The 26,802-nt window shown below is 69.6% G+C and carries 22 protein-coding genes; 7 read left to right on the forward strand and 15 right to left on the reverse strand.

What is annotated here, in order from left to right; all coding sequences use genetic code 11:
• Positions 1 to 6: 6 nt before the first annotated feature.
• The 6 genes from ATL42_RS11645 to arsB all read right to left on the reverse strand — a co-directional run bounded on the left by ATL42_RS11645 (position 7) and on the right by arsB (position 6,130).
• Complete coding sequence (locus tag ATL42_RS11645; protein WP_098455487.1) at positions 7 to 1,131, reverse strand: HupE/UreJ family protein; 1,125 nt, start codon at positions 1,129 to 1,131, stop codon at positions 7 to 9.
• Positions 1,132 to 1,134: 3 nt separating this feature from the next.
• On the reverse strand, positions 1,135 to 2,256 hold the full coding sequence (locus ATL42_RS11650; RefSeq protein WP_169925408.1) for a YHYH protein: 1,122 nt from the start codon (positions 2,254 to 2,256) through the stop codon (positions 1,135 to 1,137).
• A 57-nt stretch (positions 2,257 to 2,313) separates the two neighbouring features.
• A complete protein-coding gene (locus tag ATL42_RS11655; protein WP_211281809.1) occupies positions 2,314 to 3,246 on the reverse strand; it encodes a YHYH protein in 933 nt (310 codons plus the stop codon).
• Positions 3,247 to 3,442: 196 nt separating this feature from the next.
• Positions 3,443 to 3,913 carry an arsenate reductase ArsC gene (locus tag ATL42_RS11660; RefSeq protein WP_098455489.1) on the reverse strand — a complete coding sequence of 157 codons (471 nt, stop codon included), beginning with the start codon at positions 3,911 to 3,913 and terminating at the stop codon, positions 3,443 to 3,445.
• On the reverse strand, positions 3,910 to 5,016 hold the full coding sequence (locus tag ATL42_RS11665) for a metalloregulator ArsR/SmtB family transcription factor (protein WP_098455490.1): 1,107 nt from the start codon (positions 5,014 to 5,016) through the stop codon (positions 3,910 to 3,912). The genes ATL42_RS11660 and ATL42_RS11665 overlap by 4 nt, the downstream gene beginning before the upstream one ends.
• 10 nt (positions 5,017 to 5,026) lie before the next feature.
• Positions 5,027 to 6,130, reverse strand: a complete 1,104-nt coding sequence (gene arsB / locus ATL42_RS11670; RefSeq protein WP_098455491.1) for an ACR3 family arsenite efflux transporter — start codon at positions 6,128 to 6,130, stop codon at positions 5,027 to 5,029.
• Between the two features lie 247 nt (positions 6,131 to 6,377).
• Here arsB and ATL42_RS11675 point away from each other — a divergent pair, with 247 nt between their 5' ends.
• The gene (locus tag ATL42_RS11675) at positions 6,378 to 7,679 is read left to right on the forward strand and encodes an APC family permease (RefSeq protein WP_098455492.1); all 1,302 of its coding nucleotides are present in this window, start codon (positions 6,378 to 6,380) and stop codon (positions 7,677 to 7,679) included.
• Here the strand turns inward: ATL42_RS11675 and ATL42_RS11680 are convergent.
• The 4 genes from ATL42_RS11680 to ATL42_RS11690 all read right to left on the reverse strand — a co-directional run bounded on the left by ATL42_RS11680 (position 7,621) and on the right by ATL42_RS11690 (position 10,667).
• Positions 7,621 to 8,949, reverse strand: a complete 1,329-nt coding sequence (locus tag ATL42_RS11680; RefSeq protein WP_169925409.1) for an MFS transporter — start codon at positions 8,947 to 8,949, stop codon at positions 7,621 to 7,623. The two genes, ATL42_RS11675 and ATL42_RS11680, sit on opposite strands and share 59 nt — an antisense overlap.
• A 156-nt stretch (positions 8,950 to 9,105) precedes the next feature.
• Complete coding sequence (locus ATL42_RS16440) at positions 9,106 to 9,270, reverse strand: hypothetical protein (RefSeq protein WP_169925410.1); 165 nt, start codon at positions 9,268 to 9,270, stop codon at positions 9,106 to 9,108.
• Positions 9,260 to 9,943: a DsbA family oxidoreductase gene (locus ATL42_RS11685; RefSeq protein WP_098456534.1), complete on the reverse strand. Its 684-nt coding sequence runs from the start codon at positions 9,941 to 9,943 to the stop codon at positions 9,260 to 9,262. Before ATL42_RS11685 ends, ATL42_RS16440 begins: the two co-directional genes overlap by 11 nt.
• Positions 9,944 to 9,986: 43 nt before the next feature.
• Positions 9,987 to 10,667 (reverse strand): DUF2510 domain-containing protein, encoded by a 681-nt coding sequence (locus ATL42_RS11690; RefSeq protein ID WP_098455494.1) that lies wholly within the window; start codon positions 10,665 to 10,667, stop codon positions 9,987 to 9,989.
• 270 nt (positions 10,668 to 10,937) lie between these two features.
• Here ATL42_RS11690 and ATL42_RS11695 point away from each other — a divergent pair, with 270 nt between their 5' ends.
• Genes ATL42_RS11695 through ATL42_RS11705 form a run of 3 tightly spaced genes read left to right on the forward strand, consistent with a single transcriptional unit; the run spans position 10,938 to position 12,990 of the window.
• The gene (locus tag ATL42_RS11695; protein ID WP_098455495.1) at positions 10,938 to 11,549 is read left to right on the forward strand and encodes an AIM24 family protein; all 612 of its coding nucleotides are present in this window, start codon (positions 10,938 to 10,940) and stop codon (positions 11,547 to 11,549) included.
• A gap of 2 nt (positions 11,550 to 11,551) precedes the next feature.
• Complete coding sequence (locus ATL42_RS11700; RefSeq protein ID WP_098455496.1) at positions 11,552 to 12,226, forward strand: AIM24 family protein; 675 nt, start codon at positions 11,552 to 11,554, stop codon at positions 12,224 to 12,226.
• A gap of 14 nt (positions 12,227 to 12,240) precedes the next feature.
• Complete coding sequence (locus tag ATL42_RS11705; RefSeq protein ID WP_098455497.1) at positions 12,241 to 12,990, forward strand: AIM24 family protein; 750 nt, start codon at positions 12,241 to 12,243, stop codon at positions 12,988 to 12,990.
• Positions 12,991 to 13,065: 75 nt separating this feature from the next.
• Here ATL42_RS11705 and ATL42_RS11710 read toward each other — a convergent pair whose 3' ends face one another.
• A complete protein-coding gene (locus tag ATL42_RS11710) occupies positions 13,066 to 14,115 on the reverse strand; it encodes a glycosyltransferase (RefSeq protein WP_098455498.1) in 1,050 nt (349 codons plus the stop codon).
• Positions 14,112 to 16,754, reverse strand: a complete 2,643-nt coding sequence (locus ATL42_RS11715; RefSeq protein ID WP_098455499.1) for a sodium-translocating pyrophosphatase — start codon at positions 16,752 to 16,754, stop codon at positions 14,112 to 14,114. The genes ATL42_RS11710 and ATL42_RS11715 overlap by 4 nt, the downstream gene beginning before the upstream one ends.
• 242 nt (positions 16,755 to 16,996) lie before the next feature.
• Here ATL42_RS11715 and ATL42_RS11720 point away from each other — a divergent pair, with 242 nt between their 5' ends.
• The 3 genes from ATL42_RS11720 (at position 16,997) to ATL42_RS11730 (ending at position 19,899) form a co-directional block, all read left to right on the forward strand.
• A complete protein-coding gene (locus ATL42_RS11720; RefSeq protein ID WP_211281810.1) occupies positions 16,997 to 17,665 on the forward strand; it encodes a biliverdin-producing heme oxygenase in 669 nt (222 codons plus the stop codon).
• A 92-nt stretch (positions 17,666 to 17,757) separates the two neighbouring features.
• Positions 17,758 to 18,738 carry a phosphodiester glycosidase family protein gene (locus tag ATL42_RS11725; protein ID WP_098455500.1) on the forward strand — a complete coding sequence of 327 codons (981 nt, stop codon included), beginning with the start codon at positions 17,758 to 17,760 and terminating at the stop codon, positions 18,736 to 18,738.
• Positions 18,739 to 18,747: 9 nt separating this feature from the next.
• Entirely contained in the window at positions 18,748 to 19,899 is a 1,152-nt protein-coding gene (locus ATL42_RS11730) for a bifunctional glycosyltransferase family 2/GtrA family protein (protein ID WP_098455501.1), read from the forward strand.
• 24 nt (positions 19,900 to 19,923) lie between these two features.
• On the opposite strand, the gene ATL42_RS11735 is transcribed toward ATL42_RS11730, so the two are convergent.
• The 3 genes from ATL42_RS11735 to ATL42_RS11745 form a co-directional block, all read right to left on the reverse strand.
• On the reverse strand, positions 19,924 to 20,922 hold the full coding sequence (locus ATL42_RS11735; RefSeq protein ID WP_169925411.1) for an Ig-like domain-containing protein: 999 nt from the start codon (positions 20,920 to 20,922) through the stop codon (positions 19,924 to 19,926).
• Positions 20,922 to 23,474, reverse strand: coding sequence for an Ig-like domain-containing protein (locus ATL42_RS11740; protein ID WP_098455503.1), 2,553 nt, complete (start codon positions 23,472 to 23,474; stop codon positions 20,922 to 20,924). The genes ATL42_RS11735 and ATL42_RS11740 overlap by 1 nt, the downstream gene beginning before the upstream one ends.
• Positions 23,475 to 23,597: 123 nt before the next feature.
• Positions 23,598 to 26,690, reverse strand: a complete 3,093-nt coding sequence (locus ATL42_RS11745; protein WP_098455504.1) for an Ig-like domain-containing protein — start codon at positions 26,688 to 26,690, stop codon at positions 23,598 to 23,600.
• Between the last annotated feature and the right edge of the window lie 112 nt (positions 26,691 to 26,802).

A 26,802-nucleotide genomic window follows, 5' to 3' on the forward strand; every position in this document is an offset into this window, starting at 1 on the left:
CGCAGGTCAGGACACGAGGCGGGAGACCGTCCAGAACAGCCCTGCGAGCCCCGCGCCCGAACAGACCACGACGCGGAGCCACCCGCTGCGCTCAGGGAGCAGCCGGCCGACCGCCCAGATCGCCCCCGTCACCACGAGGACCACGAGCGTCTGAGCGACGTCGATACCGATGTTGAAGGCTGCCAGCGCACCCACGTGGTAGGTGGTGACGAGCCCGAGAGAGCTCAGGCTGGAGGCAAACCCCAGCCCGTGCACGAGCCCGACGAGGCCTGCGAGCCACGGTCGGATGGTGTCCCCCCTGCCGCAGACGGCCAGCACCGCGGCGGCGACGATCGACAGAGAGATCGCCGGCTCCACCCAGTGCGCAGGGACGGAGACGACGTCGAAGTAGGCCAGGCACAGGCTCGTCGCATGGCCGACGGTGAAGGCGGTGACGAGCCCCACGACTCGCCAGGTGGATGCTCGGGTCACCGTCGAGCCGACGACGGCGAACGTGAGCACCACGAGGAACAGCAGGTGGTCGAGGCCTGAGCCGACGTGGTCGGTCCCGGTGACGAAGAACGACCGGACCGTCGTACCGGCGTCGAGCGAGATCGAGACCGAGACCGAGACCGTGCCGTCGTCGGCCAGGTGACCGGCGACCGCACCCTGGGCGGAGGACAGCAGCACCTGGCTGCTGGAGGTCGTGAAGGACCATGCGAGGCTGACCTGGGAGACGTCGTCGTCGTGCGGGCCCGTCGCGAGCTGGAGCTCCACGTACTGCGAGGGGTCGCCCTGGCTGCCCTCGGTGGGCGCAGGCCCGGCCCCGATGATCTCGACCTCGAGACCGTCGATCTCGATGCGCACGTGGTCACGGACCGTGCCGACCAGGCCTGTCGCGATGACCTGCTCTTGAGCACGCATCTCGTCGGCGTCGACGAGCCCGTCACCCGTGGTGTCCTCGTAGCCGAGCTCGGTGAAGAGGACCGGCGCTGTCACGACGATGCGCCGGTCCGTCAGGGTCAGGGCGATCGCGTCACCGGTGCTGTCGTGAGCCGAGGCCGGGACTGCGCCGACGACGATCGACACGGCACACCACAGCGCTGCCGCGGCTGCTGCGAGCCAACGGTTCGTCGTCGGCGCGGAGAGCACCCGTCAGCCGCCTGCGGGTGGAGGGCCGCCCGCGCCCGGCCCGTCTGCGCCCGGTCCGGCAGCGCCTGGCCCGTCGCCGCTCGGCAAAGACGCCTGGTCGTTGTCGGGGCTGGTCAGACCCGACTCGGCCATGGCGCCGACCCGGCATGCCGGAAGGTTCGGAGAGTCGTAGGTGAGGTGGTAGTGGTACACCTCGCCGAAGTCGGCGGTCTCCGAGACGTGACCGGAGCACTCGTCGAGGTCGTCCGGGATCGTCCGGTCTTCCTCGGGGCCGTAGATGGCGTAGCCGTCGAAGGAGAACCCGAGGAGCGCCTCGACGTCCTGGTCCACCGCGCAGGTTACCTCAGCACCGGCCTCGTCGAGGTTCGTCTGGATGGACTCCGCGCCGAAGTGCCAGTGGTAGTAGCCGGACGGGTCGATGTGACCGCCGCAGGTGTCGAGGGCCGGCAGGCCTCCTCGGTCGGCGACCGAGGGCGCGTCACCGAAGATCGTCACGCCGTCGAGAGCGAGCCCGACCTGGGAGATGGTGGACAGGTCGGTGGGCGAGTCGAGGTTCTCCGGAGTCACCGGGAGGAGCACCTGGAGGTGGTACGTCCCGTCCGCGGTGGCCTCGAGGCAGGAGTTCTCGGTGGTCGACGAGGAGGCTGCGCCCTCCGCCGGGTCGGTCACGGTGATCGCTCCGTCCGAGCTCGCGAACTCGTAGCCCTGAGCGGTCATGAGGTCCCAGAAGTTCTCGTCGAGGGCATACAGGCCCGGCTCCTCGCCGTCCCACACCCAGATGCCGCCCACGTCAGAGGTGGTCGCCGGGCAGTAAGGGCCGTCGGTCTCGACCGTCGAGGGCAGGCTGGACACCTCGACCTGGTAGCACGTGGTCTCGCTGCCGTTCTCCACGGTGCAGTCGACCGTCGTCGCCTCGGAGGTCAGGGCTCCGTCGTCGAACAGCGACATGGGGTCCGTGGTGCCTGATCCCTCCGTGGCGCCGGTCGTCTCGCCGGCAGCGCTGGCCGTGGTGGTCGCGGTCGCGTCCTCGGAGGTCGACGCGGAGCAGGCCGCAAGGACCAGGGAGGCGAGCGCACCTCCGACGAGGAGGCTGCCGCGGGATCGCACAGGTCGGTTGCTGGTCATCTGTCTCATCCACATCGTCGGTCGTCGGGAGGGCGGTCGTGCCGCAGGGTGCAGGGGCTACCGTCCGGGCGGAGGACCGCCGCCACCGGCCTCGTCACCAGCGACGCTCTGGCCGACGAAGCACTCGATGACCTGGTTCTTCTCGGCGGAGTTGGCGTGATAGTGGTAGCCAGCCTCCTCGGTGGTGTGCCCGTTGCACTCGTCGAGACCAGCAGCCTCGGCGGTCGCGTCGTGCATGTGATAGCCCTCGAAGGGGTTGAAGTGAGCGCCGCAGTCGTCGAACGCGGCGATGGTGTAAGCGCCGAGGATCGCGTCGACCGGGGCAGACTCGGCGATGACGACGCCGTCCAGCGTCACTCCGAGGTTGCCGGCAGGCGCGGCGGGTGCGTCGGCGAGCACGGGCGTGACCGGGATGAGCACGGTCGTCGTGATGGGCTCACCGTTCTCGAGCCACTCGAGGGCACCCTGGACGCAGTGGTTCGCCAGCGCGGGGTCGACGTCCGGGCGCGCTGCGGCCTCGAACTCCTCCGCGGTGTCAGTCGACAGGACGTTGCCGTCCTCGTCGTACATGTGCCACGTGTCGTCGCCGTACAGCTCGTCGAGGTTGGCGATGAACTCGCCGTCGAGGTCGTAGACCGCGTCGCCGTCGAACCACAGCCCACCGGCATCTGCACCGTCGGTGATCGTGTCCGGGCAGAACGGGCCGACGTCGTGGCTCGTCGGGTAGCCGGCGACCGTGATGCTGTAACAGCTCGTCTCGGCACCGCCGTTGAGCGTGCAGTCTTCGGTCGTGGCCTCTCCGGCGAGGGCGCCGTCGAAGAACAGTGCGGTGTCGACGCCCGCGGTGGCCGCCGTCGAGTCGTCTGTCGTCTCGGACGTGGACGTCGCGGTCGAGGTCGCCGTCGAGTCCTCGGAGTCGGTCGACCCGCAGGCCGCGAGCACCAGCGAGAGGAGCGCACCTCCCACGAGGACGCTGCTGCAGAGTCGCACGGCACGGCCGCTCGTCGTGGGGGCTATGGGTGCGAGGCTACGGGCGGGAAGCGGCTTCTCACCAGAGAGGCCACGCAAAGTTCACCGACTTCACTCTGAAGAACTATCCCGACAAGTCACCCCTATCGAGCGTCATCCCTGGCTGCCCCTGGTCCGCGTCCCGTCACCTGTCGGGCGACGGGGGCTCGTTCAGGACTCAGACGTCGGCACCCTTCACGACCACCGGCACGCCGAGCTCGTCGAGCAGCACGACGATCCGCCGTCGGATCTCGTCGCGGATCGGACGGACGGACTCGATGCCCTGGCCTGCCGGGTCCTCGAGCGACCAGTCCTCGTAGCGCTTGCCGGGGAAGACGGGGCACACGTCCCCGCAGCCCATCGTGATGACGGCGTCGGACGCTTGCACCGCTTCGGGCGTGAGGACCTTGGGCGACTCGGCGCGGATGTCGATCCCCAGCTCGAGCATGGCCTCGACGGCCGTGGGGTTGATCTGGTCGGCCGGGACCGAGCCCGCAGAGCGCACCTCGACCGCACCGCCCGAGAGGTCGCGCAGGAAGCCTGCGGCCATCTGCGACCGGCCGGCGTTGTGGACGCAGACGAACAGCACGCTGGGGCGAGGCTGCTCCGTCGCGGACGAAGAGGTGGTGGTCGTGGCGGCGTCGGTCATGAGCTCTCCTGGGAGTCGGTCGTCTGGGCGGCGGTCGCCTGGGAGTCGGCCATCAGGCTGGCGGTCGGGACGGTGAGTGACGGAAGGATGTCGGCGAGCAGGCCGCGCACGCGGCGGTCGAGCTCGTCACGGATCGCGGCGACGCCCTCGGGCGACGCGAGCACAGGGTCTCCGACCTCCCAGCTCTCGTACCGCGTGCCGGGAAGGACGGGGCACGTGTCTCCGCACCCCATCGTCACGACGACGTCGGCAGCCCGGACGGCGTCGTCGGTGAGGGGCTTCGGGAACGCGTCGGGCGCTCCGAGCGCGTCGAGGACGGGACGGACTCCTGAGTGCACCTCGCCCGCCGGTGCAGAACCGGCAGACCGGACCACGACGGCGTCGCCGGCGTAGCGCTGCAGCAGGGCGGCTGCCAGCTGTGACCTGCCGGCGTTGGCGACGCACACGAAGAGGACCTGAGGCCGGTGCGCAGCCGCGCCCGGGCCGTCGACACCGTCTGCACCAGCCGCCCGAGACAGGTCCGCGAGACGCTGCCGCGCGAACCGCTCGGTGGTGACGACGAGGTGGGTGCGCACCGTCGAGCGACGGGCGAGGGCCGTGTAGGACTCCCGCACGGTGCGCAGCACCACCTCGTGACCGAGCACCGGGAACCGCTGGACCAGCTCGTCGGCCAGGCGGGTGAGCGTGTGGTCGATGTCCGTGAGCCCGACGGGCTCCGGCACGGTCCGGGCCGCATCGAGCGTCGCCGGGGCGAACGCCTCGAGGAGCACAGAGACGGCGTCGCGCATCGCTGGGGCGACCCGGTAGTAGACCCACGTGCCCCGTCGCTCGGAGGTGAGCACCCCGACGTCCCGGAGGACCTTGAGGTGGTGCGAGACAGTGGGCTGAGAGATGTCGGTGATCGCCGCGATGTCGCAGACGCACGCTTCTCCCGTGGTCGACGTCGTGATGAGCGAGAGCATCCTCAGGCGCACCGGCTCCGCCAGCGCCTTGAGGGTGGAACCGACGCGCTCGGCGGCGTCGACCGCCATCGCGTGCGACTCGGGTCCGGGCGCACAGCCCGCACCGGTGCCGGTAGGTGTGGCGAGAGCGGTGGTCGTCATGACTCTTCTCCTAGACGCTCGAGCTGCGGACGTACGGGGCGGTCGGGTCGCCGACGAACCAGCGGCGCCCGATCCAGAGCGAGACGTAGACGAGGCCGACGAGCACCGGGACCTCGATGAGCGGGCCGACGACACCGGCGAGAGCCTGCCCCGACGTGGCGCCGAACGTGCCGATCGCGACAGCGATGGCGAGCTCGAAGTTGTTGCCGGCGGCGGTGAAGGCCAACGTCGTCGAGCGGGCATACCCGAGCCCGACGGCTCGGCCGGTCACCATCCCGGTCCCCCACATGATGGCGAAGTACGCGAGCAGCGGCAGGGAGATCCGGACGACGTCGAGCGGCGCCGACGTCACAGCCTCGCCCTGGAGCGCGAAGAGCAGGACGATCGTGAACAGCAGCCCGTACAGGGCCCACGGGCCGATGCGCGGCACGAACATCTCCTCGTACCAGTCGCGCCCCTTGGCCCGCTCGCCGATCCAGCGCGACGCGAAGCCGGCGACGAGCGGCACCCCGAGGAAGACGAGGACGTTGAGCGCGATCTGCGTGATCGAGACGTCGAGCCCCTGGGTGTCGAGCCCGAGCCAGCCGGGCAGGACCGTGAGGTAGAAGTAGCCGAGCAGGGAGAACGCGACCACCTGGAAGACCGAGTTGATCGCGACGAGGACGGCTGCCGCCTCACGGTCGCCGCACGCGAGGTCGTTCCAGATGACGACCATCGCGATGCAGCGGGCGAGACCGACGACGATGAGACCGGTCCGGTACTCGGGGAGGTCGGGGAGGAACACCCAGGCGAGAGCGAACATGAGCGCCGGGCCGACGAGCCAGTTGAGGACGAGGGAGCTCACGAGGAGCCGGGTGTCACCCGTGACGGCAGAGACGCGGTCGTAGCGGACCTTGGCGAGCACCGGGTACATCATGACGAGGAGCCCGATGCCGATCGGCACGGAGATCCCGCCGACCTCCATGGCGGCCAGCGCGTCGGACAGCGCCGGGACGAACCGTCCGAGCACGAGCCCGCCGACCATCGCCAGCCCGATCCAGACAGGCAGCCAGCGGTCCAGGGTGGAGAGCCGGGCGGACGTCGTGTCCACCTGGGCCTCGGTCGCGGTGCTCATGATGTCTCCAGTGCGTCGACGGTGCGGGGGCGGTGGATGGGCGAGGCAGGGTGAGGAGTTCTCGTGGGCGAGGCCGTCTGTGTCGCTCGGCGGGCCGTGGCACACCGAGCCGTTATATCGAATCGGGTCTATGTTGACACGCATCGATACAGGGGGGCAAGGGGCGACACGACACATCACGCCAGCAGCACCGTGCACGGCCCTTCCGCCGCCCCGCACCGGCGGCCGACCCCGAGGCGACACCTTGATGCGTCATCATGTCCGCGTGAACCTCAGACGATCCCTCGGCGTGGGCGACGCCATCATCATCGGGCTCGCCTCGATGCTCGGCGCCGGCGTCTTCGCGGTGTTCGCCCCCGCCGCCCAGGCCGCGGGCGGCGCCCTCCTCTGGGCCCTCGCCCTCGCCGCCGTCGTCGCTGCGTGCAACGCGACCTCGACCGCCCAGCTCGCCGCCCAGCACCCCACCTCGGGGGGCACCTACGCCTACGGCCGCGCCCAGCTCGGGCCCTGGTGGGGCTTCGTCGCCGGATGGTCCTTCGTCGTCGGCAAGACCGCGAGCACGGCAGCCATGGCTCTCACGTTCGCGGCATACGCCGCCCCGACCGGATGGGAACGCCCCACCGCGGCCGCAGCCGTCGTCGCCCTCGGGCTCGTCAACCTCCGCGGGATCACCCGGACGGCGCACGCCGCACGGGCCATCCTCGTCGTGGTGCTCGTCGCGCTCACCGTCGTCGTCGCTGCAGGGTTCGGGGCCGGCGGCGCGCACCTCGGAGCCGAGGCCGTCCTCACGAGCGAGCCCGACACCGTCGGCTGGTACGGCGTGGTCCAGGCCGCCGGGCTGCTCTTCTTCGCGTTCGCGGGCTACGCGCGCGTCGCCACCCTCGGCGAAGAGGTCCGCGACCCTGCCCGGACGATCCCGCGAGCGGTCCTCGGCGCCCTCGGTGCAGCGATGCTCGTCTACGTGCTCGTCGCGGTCTCCGCCCAGCACGCGCTGAGCACCGACGGCCTCGCAGAGTCCACCGAACCGCTCGTCGACGTGGTGCGCGCCCGCGCCTGGGACTGGGCCGTGCCGCTCGTCGTCGTCGGAGCCGCAGCCGCGTCGCTCGGCGCGCTCCTCGCGCTCCAGGCAGGCATCGGGCGTACCGCCCTCGCCATGGCGCGCGAGCGCGACCTCCCGGTCGGTCTCGCTGCGGTCCACCCGACGACGGGCGTCCCGCACCGCGCCGAGACCGCCGTCGTCGTGGCCGCCGTGCTGCTCGTCCTCGTCACTGACGTCCGCGGGGCGATCGGCTTCTCGTCCTTCGGGGTCCTGCTCTACTACTTCGTCGCGAACGTCGCGGCGACGACGCAGGCACCTGCCGAGCGCCGCTTCCCCCGGGTCCTCGCGGTCGTCGGGGCTGTCGGGTGCCTCGCCCTGTGCGTGACGCTCCCCGTCGGGTCGGTCGTCGGCGGCGTGGTGGTGCTCGCCGTCGGTGTCCTCTACCGGCTGGTCACGCGCCGCGCGCGGGCGGCAGGCGCCCCATCTCCCGCCAGACCGCACGACGACTGACGAGGAGGCCGACGAACCCGACCGCGAACGGCACGGCGATGACGGACAGCGCGATGCGGAAGTCGTCGAGCACGTACCGGCCGTCGGGTCGGACCACGTCGAGCACCAGGCCGATCGCGAAGGTCGTCACGAGCGCGCCGAGAAAGCCGCCCATGTTCGCCAGCCCGGTCGCCGCCCCGAGCCGCCCCGGAGGGTTCGACGTGCGGACGAAGTCGAAGCCCATCATCGAGGCGGGGCCGCCGAGCGACAGGAGCACGATGAAGATCACGAGCTGCCACATCGGTCGAGGGGTAGCCGGAACGAGGACGCTCGCCCACGCGACGACCATGAGCACCGCGATGACGAGGATCATCCGCGAGCGCCGGGCCGGCCGGCGGGCCGTGAACTCGCCGAGCAGCGGTCCGGCGACGATCGCGATGATGACGTTGAGGGTGAGCAGCGCTCCTGCCTCCTGGGGCGTGAGCCCTTGCCCGAGCACGAGGAACGGGTAGCCCCACAGGAGCACGAACGTCGTCAGGCTGAAGGCGGTGAGCTGGTGCGTCCAGAACCCGAGCCACGACCCGGGCGTCCGCAGCACGGCGCGCAGGGAGAGGTCGGGCAGCACGCCGTCGACGAGCGCGGCGTCGGGCCGAGGAGCGTGGACGACGTGCGGCGCCTCGTGCGGCTCGCCCGGCGCTGGAGGCGCGGGGCGGTCGCGTACCAGAGCGACGACGAGGACTGCCGCCACAGCGCCGACCACGGCGACCGTCGTGAACGCGGTGGTCCACCCGCCCTCGTGGAGCAGGTAGACGAACGGGAGCGCCGAGGCGACCTGGCCGAGCTGGCCGAGGATGCCGGTGAGCTGTGTGAAGAGGGGGACGCGGCGCGGCGAGAACCACGACGGCAGGAGACGCAGCAGCGACACGAAGGTCATCGCGTCGCCGGCCCCGATGAGCACGCGCGCGACGATGGCGAGCGGGACGCTCTCCGCGAGCGCCATCCCGAGCTGCCCGACAGCCATGAGCGCTGCGCCTGTGGCGATGAGCTTGCGCGGCCCGAGCCTGTCTAGGACCACGCCGACCGGGATCTGTGCGGCGGCATAGACGACGAGCTGGACGACGACGAAGAGGGAGAGGACCGCGGCGGTGGCGTGGAAGCGCTCGACCGCGTCGATACCGGCGACGCCGAGCGACGTCCGGTGCAGGATCGCGACGATGTACGCGACGATCGCTGTTCCCCAGACGAGGAGCGCCCGGCTGAGCGGTGCGGGGGCGTGGTCGGCGGTGGTCACACGCCCCCGATGAGGAGGGACGCCCTGAGCGAGCCGAGGAGCGCCACCGAGAAGCCGACCGAGTTCCACGGGATGGTGCGGGGGCGCAGGTGCATGACCTCCATTGTCCTCCACCGGTCGGCGGGGTCGGAGGGACCCTGCCGCGTCACCGGGACGTCACACCGTGGCCGGCCCCTGCTCTGCTGGTGGTCGAGGCACGGCGCAGACGCCGTCGACGCACAGGTCGCCGTCGTCTCCGACCATGAGGAACGGTGACGCGGCCGGGGTGCCCTCGGCAGGCACCGGCCCGGTCTGGTCGTCCGCTCCCAGGTCAGCCGACATCGACGCCTGCTCGTGCTTGTTGGTCGGCTGCGGCCTTCTCGAGGACCTCGACGAAGACGGCCGGGTCCTGTGCACCGCTCACCCCGTACTTGGTGTCGATGACGAAGAAGGGCACGCCCTGGATCCCGTAGCCGCGCGCCTGCGCGATGTCGGCGGCGACATCGGCTCCGTACCGACCGTCCTCCAGCGCGGCACGTGCCTCATCGGCGTCCAGGCCGATCTCGGTGGCGTACCGGACGAGATCGTCGACACGGCCGACGTATCCACCCTCGACGAAGTAGGCCTTGAGGAGGCGCTCCTTCATGTCGATCTGGCGGCCGTGGGCTTTGGCGTGGTGGAGGAGCTCGTGCGCCTTGAGCGTCTTGGTGTGCTGGAGGATGTCGTAGCGGAAGTCGAGCCCTTCACCTGCGGCGACCTCCGTCACCTGTGCGAGCATCTGCTGGGCCTGGTCCTTCGAGATGCCCTTCGCGTCAGCGAAGTAGTCGAGGATCGGTCCCTCGAAGTCGACCGGGGTGTCCGGGGACAGCTCGAACGAGTGGTACTCGATCTCGACGCCGATGCCGGAGTCGGCGGCGTCGAGACGTCGGAGCGCCTCCTCGAGACGGCGCTTGCCGATGTAGCACCACGGGCAGGCGATGTCGGACCAGATGTCGATCTTCAGAGTTGCGTTCACGGTGGCGGCAACCATGGCGAGGTCTCCGTCATTCCCGGACGTGTCACCGCACCGAGTAGGACACCCATGCGTCGCCCGCGGAGTCGAGGCTGAGCTCGAGGTCGACCGACTCTCGGGAGCCGTCTCCCCACTCGGAGTCGCCTCGGCAGGCGAGCGCGACCGTCCTGCCGCTCTCGGGGACCTCTACGGTGCTCCGCAGGTCTTTCGTCATGGTCAGGTTGCTCGTGGAGACGAGCGGCACCTCGTCGGGTTCGCTGAGCAGGACGGCCTGCTCACCGAGCGCCTCGCAGTCGAACCCGTCGTCGACGACCGCGGACAGCGCGTCGGAGAGCTCGTCAGGATCAGCCTCGCTCGTGCTGTTGCCGCTGAGCGCCAGCCCGACACCCATGAAGACGACGATCCCCACGAGGGCACCGGCGATCGCCAGCTTCACCCCGGTGGGCGTGCCACCGCGCCCGCCGGACGACGCCCCGGTCCCCCAGGCGGGCTGGCGCTGCTGAGCGGTGAACTGGCTGGCGAGCGGGCTCGGGCCCTGCTGCCAGCCCTGCTGGGGCTGCGACTGCTGGCCGTACTGTCCCTGCTGGAACTGACCTTGCTGGCCGTACTGCCCGGACGCCGGAGCCGCGGGGACAGGCTGGGTGTGCGTCGTCCAGCTGGCGCCGTCGAAGTAGCGCAGCACCTGGGAGTCCTGGGGATCCGTGTACCAGCCTGCTGGGGCGCTCATGGTGGTGCTCCTGTCACGTTCTGCGGTCGATGGTCGTGTTCGCGCCGGGCCCCCCAGCCCCTGTGCTCTGAATCCTCAAGCATCGACGCCCCCGGACGCAACCAGCCTGCGCTCGTGTCGGTGCGGTTCGCCAGCGAACGGCAGCTCTTTGCCTAGACCTCACCCATGGGGAGAAGTCTCCGCGACGTGAGCGACGTCGTCTGGCAGGATCACGACCAGCAGGGATGACCGAGGACGACGACGATAGGGACGTTCGTGGTGCAACTGAGGATGCAAGGCCACCGGATCTTGGTGGCAGACCTTGCTGGTGACTCCATGCGAGCCATCACCGGCTCGATGGTGGCGTACGAGGGCAAGGTGACGTTCAAGAACGCCGGCATGGGCGGGGGCGACGGCTTCAAGGCGGCGCTCAAGCGCAAGGTCACCGGCGAGTCGATCGCGCTCATGGACGTGACCGGCAGCGGGACCGTGTACTTCGCGGTCGACGCCCAGGACATCACGATCGTCGAGCTGAACAACGACGTCCTGCACGTCGAGGCGTCGCAGCTCCTCGCCCTCGTCGGCGACCTGCGCACGGACGTGAAGTTCTCCGGCCTGCGCGGCGCGACGTCGGGCGGGCAGGGCCTGTTCACCACGACGGTGACGGGGTCTGGGACGATCGCGCTGCTCTCGGCCGGCGGGCCGATCATCGCGCTCGAGGTCAGCCCGCAGTACCCGCTCGTCGCCGACCCGGACGCGTTCGTCGCGTTCCGTGGTCAGCTCACGCAGAGCTTCGTGACCGACGTGTCGTGGCGCTCCGCCCTGAGCGGCGGGAGCGGCGAGGCGTTCTCCCTGCGGTTCGACGGCCAGGGCGTCGTGTACATCCAGCCTGAGGAGCGGTAGAGATGACGATGGAGCTGGCCAACGACAAGGTCGTGCGGGTCTCGGTGCAGCAGGGGCAGCAGGTCCTCGCGCGCAAGGGCGCGATGCTCTACTACACGGGTGACGTCCGGTTCACCCCGCACAGCATGGGTGGCGGCGGTGGCTTCCCCGGTGCTGGCGCGATGGTCGGCATGGCGGGCCGCATGATGCAGGGCGAGCACGTGGCCCTCATGGTCGCCCAGGGCCAGGGCGAGGTCTTCTACGGCCGCGACGGGCTGCACGTCGAGCTCGTCCAGATGGACGGCTCGCAGGTCCTCACGGTCGAGGCGAGCAGGCTCCTCGCGTACGAGGGGCACCTGCAGACGTCGATCGTGCCGCTCACCTCGCAGGGCGGCGTGCGCGGCGCCGTGCGGGGCGCGATGACGGGCCAAGGCCTGTTCACCACGCAGATGACCGGCCAGGGCACGGTCGCGATCCTCTCCCACGGCGGCGTGGTGCCGCTCACGGTCGGCGGGTACAGCGGCGAGATCGTCATCGACCCGCAGGCGTACGTCGGGCACCTCGGCCAGATCACCGTCGACCTCTCGGCGAGCGTCGGGTTCCGTGACGTCGTCGGCCGGGGCTCGGGCGAAGCGACACAGCTCAAGCTCACCGGGCAGGGCACCGCCTGGGTCCAGGCGTCCGAGCAGAAGTTCTAGGGGCGGGAAGAATCATGAGCATCGAGATCCACAGCCCGGCCACCCTGCCGGTCAACGACAACATCCCCGGGAACGACTACGCCTTCTGCGTCGAGCTCTCCGGGGCACCCTGGTTCACGTCGAAGGGCGCGATGATCGCGTACTACGGCAACGTGCGCTTCGAGCCGCTCGGGGCCACGAGCCTCACCGGGCTCGTCGCCACGCAGTTCTCGTCCCCGCTGTACGCGAACGACTGGGTCGTCGCCCAGGGCCAGGGGAAGGTCATCCTCGGGGACCGCGGGTACAACATCAACTCGTTCGACCTCGACGACGGCAACCTCACCATCCGGGCGTCGAACCTTCTCGCGTTCGAGCCGGGGGTGAGCCTCAAGCAGTCGATCGTGCCCGGGTTCGTCACGCTCCTCGGGACGGGGAAGTTCCTCGCGTCCTCGAACGGGCCGGTCATGTTCGCCGAGCCTCCCCTGCGCATCGACCCGCAGGCGCTCGTCGGCTGGGCCGACTGCCCGTCGCCGTCGCACCACTTCGACGCCGACTGGATGAGCAATTTCTTCAGCGCAGCAGCCGGGTTCCTCGGCATGGCGTCGGGCGAGGAGCGCCAGTTCGACTTCACGGGCGCGGGCACAGTGCTCGTCCAGTCGAGCGAGAAGGTCATCGACGACGGCCACCTCGTGCGGCACATCGAGTCCGAGACGATGGCACTGAGCCAGTCGGGTCTGCACCAGCTCCACCGCACCATCGGTGCGCGTCTCTCGCAGGAGCAGTAGACACGACCGGGACATGACAGGGCGGTCCCGTGTGCCAGATCGGCGCACGGGACCGCCCTCGGTGTCAGAACCTGCTCAGAGCCCGAACCACTCCGTGACACGACCGGCGAACGCCTTCTCGAAGTAGTCGTCGTCGTGTCGCGCCCGCAGCCACTGTCCGAAGTCGCCGTCGGCTGCCGTGTCCATCTCGCGCCGGCACCGAGCCGTGTCCGTGACCGCACGGTAGAGCATCTCCTCCGCCTCGGCGGGGGTGCGATAGATGAACGGGTAGCCGGTCGGCAGGATCGCCCGCGCCCAGGCGCGGTCCGGGAACACCCCGACGGCGCCTGCCACCAGAGCCTCGATGTACTCCAGGCCGTACGACTCCTCGTCCGCGGTCGCGAGGAACGCCGTGGTGCGCGCGAGCGCCTCCCAGTAGTCCTCTCGGGTCGCGGTCAGCGGCCCGACCCAGGCCCAGCTGCGCCGGGACAGGCGCATGGCGAGCTCAGAGATGAGGTGCGACTCGTGCAGCCGCGCCTCGACGTTGATCGGTGTGCGCTTGACGATCCGCTCGACGACGTCGACGAACAGCTGCGGCTGCTTGCGCTCGGACAGGTAGATCGCGGGGTAGAGCACCACCGGGATCGGCTGGTCCGTGTGCGGACGCACGTGCTCGAGCCGGATGCCGAGGTTGACCCAGCCGATCTTGGCCTGCTCGGCGATCGGCTGGACCGTGAGCTTCGTGACGATCTCGCGGACCTCGCTGGCCGTGCGCTCGGAGTTCGCGAACGTCGGGAACAGCGCGCAGGACAGCGCGAGCCCCGCCAGCTGGACGTGGTGCGTGAACTGCGACGTGTTCCACCAGACGAAGTTCATCACCTTGGGCTCGGCACAGCTGATGTTGAGCGTGTGCCAGATGCTCAGCGAGTCGATCACGTCCATCGAGATGACGATGGTCTCGTCGCCGTCGACGAACTCGAGCGGGATCATGTCGAAGCCCGAGCAGTGCCGTGGGCCCGGCCCGATGAGCATCGAGCCGGGGAACAGCCGCAAGAGGCGTCGCACGAGGGTCGCACCGGCGTCGTGCCCCGACACGAACCCGTCCGGGTCGACCAGCGCGTTGCTGTACCGGACCGCGATCTTCATCGCGACTCACCAGCTCCAGCGGGCTCGAGCGCGGTCGCGGGACGGTCGACGGACGACGCCGTGCCGTCGTCGGTCGGGAGCGTGTGGTCCTGGTCGTCCATGCTGTCGTCCTCGAGCGAGGTCTGGATGCGCATGCCGTAGAACGACCGGTGGACGAAGTACACGGAGACCAGGAAGAACACCGCGGCGAGCACCGTGACGAGCGTCTGCATGCCCTGGTCGACCAGGCTGACCGCCAGGTCGACGGCGAGCAGGCCGAACAGCGTCGTGAACTTGATGACGGGGTTGAGCGCCACCGAGGACGTGTCCTTGTACGGGTCGCCGACGGTGTCGCCGACGATCGAGGCCTCGTGCAGCGCCGTGCCCTTGGCGTGGAGGTCGACCTCCACGATCTTCTTCGCGTTGTCCCACGCGCCACCGGCGTTCGCCATGAACACCGCCTGGTAGAGGCCGAAGACGGCGATCGAGATGAGGTAGCCGATGAAGAAGTACGGCTCGACGAAGGCGAACGCGAGCGTGGCGAAGAAGACCCCGAGGAACATGTTGAGCATGCCCTGCTGGGCGTACTGGGTGCAGATCTCCACGACCTTGCGGGAGTCGGCCTCGCTGGCCTTCGTCGCGCCGGCGTCGAGCTTGATCGTGTTCTTGATGAACTCCACGGCGCGGTACGCGCCGGTGGTGACCGCCTGGATCGATGCGCCGGTGAACCAGTAGATGACTGCGCCACCGGTGATGAGCCCGAGCAGGAGGGGAGCGTGCAGCAGGGAGAGGTTCTCCATGCCGGTCGTCAGGCCGTCGGTGAGGCTGATGATGATCGAGAAGATCATCGTGGTCGCGCCGACGACGGCGGTGCCGATGAGCACCGGCTTGGCGGTCGCCTTGAACGTGTTCCCTGCGCCGTCGTTCTCCTCGAGCATCTGCTTGGCCTTGTCCCACTGGACGTCGATGCCGTGCTCGCGCTTGAGCTCGTCCTCGATGCCCTCGACGTCTTCGATGAGGGAGAGCTCGTACACGCTCTGCGCGTTGTCCGTGACCGGACCGTAGGAGTCGACCGCGATCGTCACCGGGCCCATGCAGAGGAACCCGAACGCGACGAGCCCGAACGCGAAGACGGCCGGCGCGATCATGAGGGCGTCGAGGCCCTGCTCGCTCATGACGAACGCGCCGCCCATGAGGCCGACGATCGCCATGCCGAGCCAGTAGGCGGAGAAGTTGCCGGCGACGAGGCCAGACAGGATGTTGAGCGAGGCGCCGCCCTGGCGCGAGCTCTTGACGACCTCACGCACGTGCTTGCTGTGCGTCGAGGTGAACACCTTGACGAGCTCGGGGATGACTGCCCCGGCGACGGTGCCGAACGAGACGATCGTCGCGAGCTTCCACCACATGCCGTTGTCGGCGAGGGTCTCGCCGATGACGACGTAGGTGATGAGGAACGTGGAGGCGATGCAGACGGCGGACGTGACCCACACGAGCGAGCTGAGCGGGGTCTCGAAGTTCATGCGCTCGGCCTTGGCGTAGTGCGCCTTGGCCCACATGTCGTTCGCGACGTACGAGAGGGCTGCCGCGATGACCATGCCGACGCGGACCGCGAAGATCCACACGAGCAGGCTGGCCTGGACGGCCGGGTCGTCGACGGCGAGCAGGACGAACGTGATGAGCGCGACGCCTGTGACGCCGTAGGTCTCGAAGCCGTCGGCGCTCGGGCCGACCGAGTCGCCGGCGTTGTCCCCGGTGCAGTCGGCGATGACTCCCGGGTTGCGGGCGTCGTCTTCCTTGATCCCGAAAGCGATCTTCATGAGGTCTGCGCCGATGTCGGCGATCTTGGTGAAGATGCCGCCGGCGATGCGCAGGACGGACGCCCCGAGGGACTCGCCGATCGCGAAGCCGATGAAGCAGGCACCAGCGATGTCGTGGGGCAGGAAGAGCAGGATGATGAGCATCATCAGCAGCTCGATGCTGATGAGGACCATGCCGATCGACATGCCGGACTTCATGGGGATGCGGTGCATCTCGAGGGGCTTGCCGTCGAGGGACGCGAAGGCCACCCGCGAGTTCGCGAAGGTGTTGACACGGATCCCGTACCACGCGACCGCGTACGAGCCACCCATGCCGACGAGGCTGAACGCGATGACGATCGCGACCCGGCCCCACGTGAAGTCGGCGAGGAAGCCGTAGTAGACGACGATGATCGCCGCGATGAACACCCAGAGCATGAGGAGGAACTTGCCCTGCTGGACGAGGTACGTCTTGCAGGTGGAGTAGATGAGCTCGGAGACCTCGCGCATCGTCTGGTGGACGGGGAGGCGACGGAGCTGCTGGTAGCCGACGAACCCGAAGCCGATGCCGAGCACGCACACGAGCAGACCGATGAGCAGGAGGGTCCGGCCGGAGCCGCCGCCCATGATCGTGACAGTGCCGAGGTCCGGGAGCACGAGGCTCGCTTCGCCGCCTTGGATGGTCGCCTCGCCCGTCCCTGAGGACGCGCAGCCGGTGAGCGCCAGAGCGGCCACGCCGACGAGCGCCGCAGCGCGGGACGCGGTGCGGGCCCGGCGCGAGGTTCCCCCGGGCGAGGCGCTGCCGTCACCTCCTGGCGCGTCGGCACGACGCCGATCAGAAGGACGTTCCGACGCACCTGGCATGGTGCGTACCCCGGGATGAACAACACTCACGATGACCCCTGTATTGCCTGTTAGCGACTCTGCTAGGACTTTTCCACGCTAGACCGGGCAACGATGACCTACCCATGACCTTCGACTCAGGTGCTCTGTGCCAGATCTCTATGCACCGTGCTCCCGTTCGTCCTCTCACAGACCGTCAGATACCGTGACGCTCAGTCTCCCGGCCGCACCGAGGGCTACCGTCCCGACCCCGAGGAGCCCGCATGACCGCAACCGCCCTGGACCTGAGTGCCCTCGACGCCGAGCCGCTCTCCGTGCACCTGCGTGCCGCGACGCGCACGCAGCACGAGCAGGCCGAGGGGACGTCGTTCATCGGGCGGCTCATGGCGGGCAGGCTCGACGTCGCCGCGTACGCCGACCTCGCTGCGCAGCACCACGCGATCTACGGCGCGCTCGAGCAGGCCGAGCTGTTCGTCCGCGCCGACGTGGTCGGAGCCACGATCGTGTTCGACGAGCTGCCGCGGCTCGCGGCGCTCGAGGCCGACCTCGCGGTCCTCGTCGGCCCGGCGTGGCGCGACGAGATCCGGACCCTGCCGGCGACCCTGCGCTACGCCGAGCGGCTGCGGGACGTCGCCGGGACCTGGGTCGGCGGGTACGTGGCCCACGCGTACACCCGGTACCTCGGCGACCTCTCTGGCGGGCTCGCCGTCAAGGCGGTCCTCCAGCGTTCGTACGGTGTCGCGGACGACGCGGTGAGCTTCTACTCGTTCCCGGCGATCCCCAAGCCGAAGCTCTTCAAGGACGAGTACCGCGCGCGCCTCGATGCTCTGCCGTTCGACGCGGCGGAGCGCGCCCGGGTCGCGGCGGAGGCCCAGGTCGCCTTCGACCTCAACACCGCCGTGTTCTCCGAGCTGGGCGCGGTCCACCTCTGACCTGAGCGGCCGGCACCGGCAGCCGGAGCAGTCTCAGCGGGTCCACAGGGTCATCAGGGCGCAGGCTCACGTCGGGTCCGTAGACAAGAGGCATGGACACCGCACCCGCTCGTGAGACCCCGCCGGCCAAGAGACGAGCCCCTCGCCACCGCAAGCTGCTCGTCGCGTTCCTCGCCGTCGCGCTCGTCCTCACCGGGAGCACCGGGTGGGCGCTCGACAGGTACGTCTTCGAGCACGTCGAGATCGCCGACGTCGCGGCCTACGAGGCGAGCGTCACCGGGCAGACCGCCAGCACCACGAGCACCACCGACGCCGACGCGGTCGTCACCGACACGACGTACACCTCCGACGCCGCCGGGGTCACGATCTCGACCGTCGTGACCGGGAGCGGCGAGAGCACGGTGACGTACTACGTCGCCGACGTCGTCCTCGACGACGCCACGACGCTGCGGTCCGCGTTCGCGCAGAACGCGTTCGGCGAGAACATCACCGAGACCACCTCCGCGATCGCGGAGGACAACGGTGCGGTGTTCGCGATCAACGGGGACTACTACGGGTTCCGCGACACGGGCATCGTCGTGCGCAACGGGGTCGCCTACCGCGACGAGGGTGCCCGCGACGGCCTCGCCTTCTACACCGACGGCACCGTCGAGGTGTACGACGAGACGACGACGACGGCCGACGAGCTCGTCGCCGACGGCGTGTGGAACACGCTCTCGTTCGGTCCCGCGCTCGTCGACGACGGTGCGGTGCTCGACGGGATCGAGGACGTCGAGGTCGACACGAACGTCGGCAACCACTCCATCCAGGGCGACCAGCCGCGCACGGCGGTCGGCATCGTCGACACGAACCATCTCGTGTTCGTCGTCGTCGACGGTCGGAGCCCCGGGTACAGCGAGGGCGTGACGATGACGGAGCTCGCCGAGATCATGCAAGGGCTCGGCGCGACGACCGCGTACAACCTCGACGGTGGCGGCTCGTCGACCATGTACTTCGACGGCGAGCTCGTCAACGACCCGCTCGGCACGGGCGAAGAACGTGCCACGTCCGACATCCTCTACATCGCGGGCTGAGGGCCAGAGATGATCGTCCTCGTCCCGGCCTACGAGCCCGCCACGAGCCTCGTCGACCTCGTCTCGTCCATCCGCTCCGCCGCACCCGAGCTCCATGTCCTCGTGGTCGACGACGGGAGCGGTCCCGCCTACGAGCACGTGTTCGAGGCCGTCCGCCGCCTCGGCGGGAGCGTCGTCGACCTGCCGGTCAACCGTGGCAAGGGCTTCGCTCTCAAGGAGGGGTTCGCGTTCGTCGAGCGCACCTACCCGGGCGAGGACGTCGTGTGCGCCGACTGCGACGGGCAGCACAGCGTGGTCGACATCCTCCGGGTGGCCGGCAGGATCGGCCGCGCACAGGACGACGGCGAGCCCGCCGCCATGGTCCTCGGCGCCCGCCGGTTCACCGGCGAGGTCCCTGCACGCAGCCGCTTCGGCAACGCGGCGACCCGCGCTCTGTTCCGTGCCGTGACCAGGGTGCCGGTCCAGGACACGCAGACCGGGCTGCGGGGCTACCCGGCCTCGATGCTCCCGTGGTTGCGCTCGGTCCCCGGGGACCGCTTCGAGTACGAGCTCAGCCTGCTGCTCCGCGCCCGCGGTGCTGGCTACGGGATCGACGAGGTCGAGATCGCGACGATCTACCTCGAGGAGAACGCGTCGTCCCACTTCCGGCCGGTGGCCGACTCCGTGCGCATCTACGCGCCGCTGCTCAAGTTCTCGCTGTCGTCGCTCGGGGCCTTCGCGCTCGACACCGTGGCGCTGCTCCTGCTGCACTCGCTGACGGGCTCGCTCCTCGTGTCGGTCGTCGGCGCGCGCGCCGTGAGCTCGGGGGCCAACTTCCTCGCCAACCGTCGCCTCGTGTTCGACCCCGACCACCGCACCCGGCTCGGGACGGCTGCTGTGCACTACTGGGCTCTCGTCCTCGTCCTCCTCGCGGCGAACGCCTCGATGCTGTGGGCGCTCACACAGGCCGGGACGGGGCTGCTGGCCGCGAAGGTGCTCACCGAGGCGGTGCTCTTCGTCGTGAGCTTCCAGGTGCAGCGTCGCTTCGTGTTCACGGCAGACCGCCCGCAGCGTGCACGACGCGCGCCGGCTCCGCGGGGAGCGGCCGTGCTGCACCGCGGAGGACGGTCGCGCGCCGTCGCAGCGCGACCCCGGCAGACAGGCGCGTCGGCCCGGAGGTGACGCGCGACGCCCCGCCGCGGCTCGCTATCCCGACGGGACGTCCGCGACCGGGACGACCACCAGCATCACGAGGCCGAGGTTGCCCACGTCGAGGTCGTCGCTCGCCTGGTACACGAACAGGTCGGTCCCGGTGAAGCCCACGTCAGGGACATAGGTGAACGTGCCGTCAGGCGCGAAAGACAGGGTGCCGTGCCGTGTCCCGGTCACCGTCGCGGCCGTCATCGAGGTGCCCTCCGGGGCCCGGTCGTTCGCCAGGACGCTCTCGGCGACGAGGGTCGTGCCCTCGTCGAGGACGTGCACGTCGTGCTTGACGACAGGACCAGACCCCCGCACCCGGAGCGTGACCTCGACCGGGGCGGAGAACGCCAGGCCGTCGGTCAAGGCGTAGGAGAAGGAGTCGAGACCCTGGAAGATCTCGTACTGCACGTCCGGCGTATAGGTGAAGGCACCGCCACCGCTGGCGCTGAGGACGACCTTCCCGTTCTTGCTCCCCCGGACGAGCACCGCTCTCAGCGGCAGCCCTTCCGGGCTGCTGTCGTTACCGACGAGACCCGGCTCGTCGACCACGAGCGGGACGCCCGCCGGGGTCGTGTAGGAGTCTCGTTCCGTGACCAGCGAGAGGCTCGCAGGCCGGACCGTCAGGCTGATGGTCGCAACGTTGCTCGAGACGGTCCCGTTGACCAGCCGGTACGTGAGACTGTCGCTGCCGTTGAACCCTGGTTCCGGGACGTAGACCAGGCCCCCGCTCCGGAAGATCGAGGCCGTGCCGTGCGTCGGTCCGCTCACGACCTCGACCGTCGACGACGAGTACCCGATGTCGTTGGCGAGCACATCGGCCTTGTAGGCCGCGCTGCCGATCGCGCGGTCCAGATCGGTGACGTAGGCGTCGTCGACAGCGACCGCAGGCGTCGGCTCCGCCGCGCTCGCGGGGGCTGGGACCCCGAGCCCGAGGGCCGCGGCGAGCACGACGCCCAGGACGGTCGACCGACGACGTGCGGGGCACGCGGTCCTCTTCGTCGTCATCATCGGCCCATCACCACGAACCGGTCGAGCCACCCGAACAGGGACGAGAGAGCACTCACCCGCGGGGGCGTCATCCACCAGCTCCGTCTGAGGTCGACCGTCACGGTCGCCGAGCCGCAGAGACCACCCGGGTCGCACGCCTCGACGACGAAGGCGTCGTCGGCTGTCGACCACCAGGCCGGCGTGTAGACGAACGTCTGCGCCTGCGTGTCGAGCACCACGGTGCCGCGCTGCGGTGCCGTCGTGACAGCGAGCGCGAGCGTGGGGCTGTCGACGTCGGTCACGTCGAGAGCCCCCGTGACAGATCTGCCCCAGAAGGTCTGGACGGTCTGGTCTGCCATCACGGGAGCACGCGGGGCAGCGGTGACGGTGATGTCGAGCCGCTGGGTCGCGCACTGGAAGAGCCTGGTGCACGCGGAGATCTTGATCTGCGCGAGACCGACGAACTCGTCGGCGGGGGTGAAGACGTAGCTGCCCGAGCTCGAGACGGTGACGGATCCGCCCGGCACCGTGTCCCGCTCCTTGAGGTACCCGAAGAAGTACACGCCGTACTGCAGCGGCAGGTTGTCGACGTTGATCGCCGTGACCTTGCCGGAGAGCGGGGTGTTCTCCACCGTCTCGAGCTGGACGACCAGCGGATCGAACTCCGGGAGCTCGTCGACCGCCCGGACGCTGATCCGCACGGTCGCCGGGGCGCTCACGATCGTGCCGTCGCTCGCCTCGTACGTGAAGGAGTCCGGGCCGTTGAAGTCCTTGTCGGGGGTGTAGACGAACACGCCGTCCGACCCCATGGTGACCGTGCCGTGCTCGGTGTCGGTCAGCTTTGTCGCCGTGAGCGGCTTCCCGGCAGGGCTGTCGTCGTTCGCCAGGACGCTCCACGACGAGGTGTAGACGTCGTCCTCTGTGACGCCGTAGCTGTCGTCGCGAGCCGCAGGGCCCTCACCGACCACACGGATGCTGACCGTCACCTCGTCGGTGTATCCCAGCCCGTCGTACACGACGTACGTGAAGCGGTCGGCCCCCTGGTACCCGGGAGCCGGCGTGTAGACGAAGGACCCGTCAGACGCGACGGACAGCCGCCCTCCGGTCGAGTAGTAGCCCGTGTTGTAGTGGTAGAGGATGCTCTGGAGCGGCAGGCCGTCTGGGCTGACGTCGTTCGCGAGCAGACCCGGAGCGTCGACCGTGAGCGCGACTCCGGCGGGGGTCTCGTAGGAGTCCGGGGTGGCGATCAGCGCGCGGTCCGCAGGCCGGACCGTCAGCGTGACCGTCGCGACGTTGCTCACCGAGCTGGTCGTCACCGTGTACGTGAAGCTGTCGGTGCCGTGGAACCCCGGCTCAGGGTAGTAGTCAAAACGCCCTTGAGGACTCAAGCTGACCGTCCCGTGGGTGGTGCTGTCGACGATCGTCGCTGTGCCGACGGCGTCCAGGTCGTCGTTGTCGAAGAGGCCGCGAGCGACGTTCCGGGCGTCGAGCTGGAGATCCTGGTCCGTGGTGTACGCGTCGTCGACGGCGACCGGGAGGAAGTCCTCGACCGACGCGACGGTCAGCGTGACGGTCGCCGGCTCGCTCTCCGCGGACCCGTCCTTCGCCACGTACGTGAAGGAGTCCGTCCCCGCGAAGTCGAGATCAGGGGTGTACGTGAAGGTCCCGTCGGGTGCGAAGGCGAGCGTGCCGTGCTCCGGGTCCGTCACCGTCGAGGCCTCGTCCGGCCGGCCGGCCGGACCGAAGTCGTTCGTCAGGACGCTGCTGGCGACGAGGGGCGTGTCCTCGTCGAGCTCGTAGGCGTCGTCGACGGCCACGGGCGTCGAGTCGACCACCTCGATCGTCACCGTCTGCGGAGCGGAGTGCGCCACGCCGTCTGTCACGGCGTACGTGAACGAGGCGGCTCCCGTGAACCCCGCCGGTGGCGTATAGACGAAGGACCCGTCCGCGGGCTGGACCACGGTCCCGACGGTGACGGGAGAGATCCACGACTGCGACAGCGGAAGGCTGTCCGGGCTGCTGTCGTTCGCGAGGTACCCCGGCGCAGCGACCACGAGGTCTTCGCCGGCGGTGGCTGTGTACCTGTCGGGCGCTGTCACCAGCGCACGCTCCGCGGGCCGGACCAGCACCGTGACGGTCGAGGGGCCGCTGGGCCGCTCGTGGTACCAGTCGTCGGTGGAGAAGGTGGAGTAGGTGAAGGTGTCGACGCCGTTGAACCCCAGGTCCGGGGTGTAGACGATGTGTCCGTTCGTGCTCCCGTCCTCGACCAGCTCGACCGTGCCGTGCGTCGGTTCGCTCACGACGGTGTCGTAGACGGCCCCGTACTTGCTGTCGTTGTCGAGCAGGGTGTGCCCGGTCCGCCGGCTGTCGAGCTGGACGTCCTGGTCGGTGACGTACATGTCGCCGACAGACCACGGCGGTTGCGGCCCCTCGCCGTAGTCAGACGCGCTCGCTGGTCCCGCGAGGACGAGGACGGGTGCCAGGCCGAGAGCTACGGCGAGCAACGCTCTCAGGCCGGTGGTCGTGAAGGTCGTCGCGCGCACGTGGTTCTCCCCTGCTGGTTCAGCCACGCCCCCCGTGCGCTGGGCTCAAGCGTGACACCGGCATCCGCAGGAAACCAGCACGAACAGCGCACTTCACCCGTCGGCAGGTGACCACCGGTGCCTGCTGTCAGGTCCGCGGGGCGCACGAGGTCATCGTGCTGTCGTCACGAACGCATCCAGCCACGGGATCGACGACGGCATCCACCAGCTGCGCCGGAGGTCGACCGTCACCCGCGCCGAGTCGCACAGACCGTCCGGGTCGCACACCGTGACGACGAACGAGTCGTCCCCCGTCGACCACCAGGCTGGGGTGTAGACGAACGTCCTCGCCGCGGGGTCGACGGCGACCTTCCCTCGCTGGGGTGCGCTGGTCACGGCGAAGGTCAGCGTCGGGCTGTCGACGTCGCTCACGGTGAAGGTGCCCTTCACCGCCTTGCCCCACGTGGTCACCACGGTCTGGTCGGCGGCCACCGGCGCGTCGGCGACGCTGCTCACCGTGAGGTCCAGCCTCTGGGTGGCGCACGGCCCGTCCGGGGCACAGACCTCGACGTCGACCTGCGCGAGCCCGACGAAGTCCTGGTCCGGCGTGAACGTGTATGCACCTGTCGACGCGTCCATGACGACCGAGCCGCCCGGTGTCCCGACGCTGACCGCGGTGTAGGTCAACGTCAGCCCGTCGGGGTTGATCGCTGTCACCTCACCCGTCGTCGGCGTGTCCTCCACGGCGGCCACCGCCAGCGTCGGGACCGCGAACGACGGAGGCTTGTCGACCGCACGGACACTCATCGAGACTCCTGTCGGGATGCTCGAGGTCGTGCCGTCGCTCGCCACGTACGAGAAGGCGTCCATGCCGTGGAAGCCTGGATCGGGCGTGTAGGTGAACGTTCCGTCCGGTGCGAGAGAGACCACGCCGTACGACGGTCCGTTCACCAGCGTCGCGCTGAGCGGGGTGCCTGCCGAGCTGACGTCGTTCGCCAAGATGCTCCCCGCGACGAGGGTCGTGTCCTCGTCGAGCTCGTAGGTGTCGAAGTGCGTCACGATCACCTGGGCGGCTGGGGTGACGGTGATCCTCAGCCCCTGCTTGACACACCGGCCGAGGTAGGTGTCGCAGGCCTCGGTCTCGACGTATGTCGCTCCGACGAAGTCCCACACGGGTGTGAAGGTCCACTCGCCCGTGGCGTCGTCCATGACGACAGACCCGCCCGGTGGGTGCCGGTTGATGTACCCGCGGTACTCCAGCGTCAGGTTGTCAGGGTTGATCACCGTCATGCGTCCCGTCAACGGCGTGCCCTGCACGGTCGTCAGGTTGCGGACCGGGACGGCGACGGTCGGGGCCTCGTCGTCCGGGCGGACGGTCAGCATGACGGTCGCCGGGGCGCTCGACGTGGTGCCGTCGCTCGCCAGGTACGTGAACGAGTCGGTCCCGTTGAAGTCCTTGTCCGGGACGTACGTGAAGATGCCGTCCGGCGCGACGGTGACTGTGCCGTGCGCCGGGTCGCTCACCTTGAGGGCAGTGAGCGGCCTTCCGTCCGAGCTGATGTCGTTGTGCAGGATGCCCCAGGTCGCCACGTAGGTGTTGTCCTCCAAGAGCGAGTGGGAGTCGTCGACGGCCACCGGGCTCGGACCGACCATCCGGACCGACATCTGCACCCGCTTCTGCACCAACCCGTCGGTGAGGGTGTAAGCGAACCAGTCGAGCCCTTGGAAACCAGGCGACGGCACGTAGCGGAACGCACCGTCGGCGTCGAGGACGATCGATCCGTGGTCCGGCTGCTCCGCGATCGTGACCGAGAGGGGCAGTCCGTCCGGGCTGCTGTCGTTCACCAGCACGCCCGGCGCAGCGACGGCGAGCTCGACGCCGATCGGCGTCTGGTAGGAGTCCGACGACCCGACCAGCGCACGGTCGGCGGCCCGGACCGTCAGCGTGACCGTCGCGACGTCGCTGTCCGAGCCCGTCCTCGTGAGGTAGGTGAAGCTGTCGGTGCCGTGGAAGCCCGAATCGGGCTGATACACGAACATCCCGTCGGGATGCATGTAGGTCGTCCCGTGCACGGAGCCTGTGACGAGCACCGCGACGGCGGCCACGTCCGTGACGTCGTTGTCGAGGATGCTGAGCCCGAGGTTGCGGATGTTGATCGTCGTGTCCTGCTCGATGGTGTATGCGTCGTCGACCGCGACCGGGGGGAAGTCCTCGACCGGGTCGACCGTCAGCGTCACGGTTCCCGGCGGGCTCGCGCTCGTGCCGTCGCTCGCCGCGTACGTGAAGGTGTCCGTGCCCTCGAAGTCCGGCTCAGGGGTGTAGGTGAAGGTGCCGTCCGGCGCGAGGTCGAGCCCACCGTGCGACGGAGCCGTCACCGTCGCCGCCGTGAGGACGGAGCCGACCGGTCCCACGTCGTTCGCCAAGACGCTCTCGGCGACGAGGGTCGTGTCCTCGTCGAGGACGTAGGCGTCGTCGGTGGCCTCGGGGGTAGCGCCGACCACGCGCACGGTCACCGTCTGCGGGAGCGCGTGCACCGCACCGTCCGTCGCGACGTACGTGAACGATGCGCTCCCCTGGAATCCCGGCGACGGCGTGTAGACGAACGCGCCGTCGGCGGAGTGCACCGCGCTCCCGGCAGCAGCTGGCACCACCGGCGTGACCGACGCCTGCGTCACGGGCAGACCGCCCGGGCTCACGTCGTTGCCGAGGTACCCCGGTGCGGCGACCACGAGCTCGACTCCGGCGGGGGTCTCGAACACGTCCGGCGCCGTCGTCAGCGCCTGGTCTGCGGGGCGGACCGTCACCGTGATGGTCGCCGGCTCGTAGCTCTCCTGCCCGTAGTCGTCGAGCGCCACGTACGTAAAGCTGTCGGTGCCCTGGAAGCCCGGAGCAGGAACGTAGACGAAGTGCCCGTCCTCGACCATCTCCACCGTGCCGTGCGCCGGCTCGCTCCTGACGAACGCGTCGATCTTCTCGAACTGGCTGTCGTTGTCGAGGATGCTGCGCCCGGTCCGCAGGCTCTCCAGCGGGACGTCTTGTTCGGTGACGTACGCGTCGTCCAGGACCCACGGTGGGGGCGGTCGCACGTCGTAGCAGCACGCCTCGACCTGGACCTCGTCGTCTGTCTCGTCGTCCGCCGCGCTCGCGGTCCCCGGGAAGACGAGGACAGGTGCCAGGCTGAGGACCGTGGCGAGCAACGTTCTCAGGCCGGTGGTCGTGAAGGTCGTCGCGCGCACGTGGTTCTCCCCTGCTGGTTCAGCCACGCCCCCCGCGTGCTGGGCTCAAGCGTGACACCGGCATCCGCACGAACCCACCACGAACAGCACACTTCACCCGTCTACGGCATCTCCGGACGTTCCACGAGCAGACCGCCGA

Origin of the sequence: Sanguibacter antarcticus (assembly GCF_002564005.1) — a bacterium.
In the GTDB taxonomy this organism is placed as follows: domain Bacteria; phylum Actinomycetota; class Actinomycetes; order Actinomycetales; family Cellulomonadaceae; genus Sanguibacter; species Sanguibacter antarcticus.

What these genes read in the sequence shown, in the direction of transcription:
- ATL42_RS11710 (WP_098455498.1), bottom strand. Translation starts at nt 14,115, where the DNA reads ATGAAGATCGCGGTCCGGTACAGCAACGCGCTGGTCGACCCGGACGGG.
- ATL42_RS11735 (WP_169925411.1), bottom strand. Translation starts at nt 20,922, where the DNA reads ATGACGACGAAGAGGACCGCGTGCCCCGCACGTCGTCGGTCGACCGTC.
- ATL42_RS11690 (WP_098455494.1), bottom strand. Translation starts at nt 10,667, where the DNA reads ATGAGCGCCCCAGCAGGCTGGTACACGGATCCCCAGGACTCCCAGGTG.
- ATL42_RS11660 (WP_098455489.1), bottom strand. Translation starts at nt 3,913, where the DNA reads ATGACCGACGCCGCCACGACCACCACCTCTTCGTCCGCGACGGAGCAG.
- ATL42_RS11705 (WP_098455497.1), top strand. Translation starts at nt 12,241, where the DNA reads ATGAGCATCGAGATCCACAGCCCGGCCACCCTGCCGGTCAACGACAAC.
- ATL42_RS11720 (WP_211281810.1), top strand. Translation starts at nt 16,997, where the DNA reads ATGACCGCAACCGCCCTGGACCTGAGTGCCCTCGACGCCGAGCCGCTC.
- ATL42_RS11725 (WP_098455500.1), top strand. Translation starts at nt 17,758, where the DNA reads ATGGACACCGCACCCGCTCGTGAGACCCCGCCGGCCAAGAGACGAGCC.
- ATL42_RS11650 (WP_169925408.1), bottom strand. Translation starts at nt 2,256, where the DNA reads ATGACCAGCAACCGACCTGTGCGATCCCGCGGCAGCCTCCTCGTCGGA.
- ATL42_RS11730 (WP_098455501.1), top strand. Translation starts at nt 18,748, where the DNA reads ATGATCGTCCTCGTCCCGGCCTACGAGCCCGCCACGAGCCTCGTCGAC.
- ATL42_RS11675 (WP_098455492.1), top strand. Translation starts at nt 6,378, where the DNA reads ATGCGTCATCATGTCCGCGTGAACCTCAGACGATCCCTCGGCGTGGGC.
- ATL42_RS11665 (WP_098455490.1), bottom strand. Translation starts at nt 5,016, where the DNA reads ATGACGACCACCGCTCTCGCCACACCTACCGGCACCGGTGCGGGCTGT.
- ATL42_RS11700 (WP_098455496.1), top strand. Translation starts at nt 11,552, where the DNA reads ATGACGATGGAGCTGGCCAACGACAAGGTCGTGCGGGTCTCGGTGCAG.
- ATL42_RS11695 (WP_098455495.1), top strand. Translation starts at nt 10,938, where the DNA reads ATGCAAGGCCACCGGATCTTGGTGGCAGACCTTGCTGGTGACTCCATG.
- ATL42_RS16440 (WP_169925410.1), bottom strand. Translation starts at nt 9,270, where the DNA reads ATGTCGGCTGACCTGGGAGCGGACGACCAGACCGGGCCGGTGCCTGCC.
- ATL42_RS11715 (WP_098455499.1), bottom strand. Translation starts at nt 16,754, where the DNA reads ATGCCAGGTGCGTCGGAACGTCCTTCTGATCGGCGTCGTGCCGACGCG.
- arsB (WP_098455491.1), bottom strand. Translation starts at nt 6,130, where the DNA reads ATGAGCACCGCGACCGAGGCCCAGGTGGACACGACGTCCGCCCGGCTC.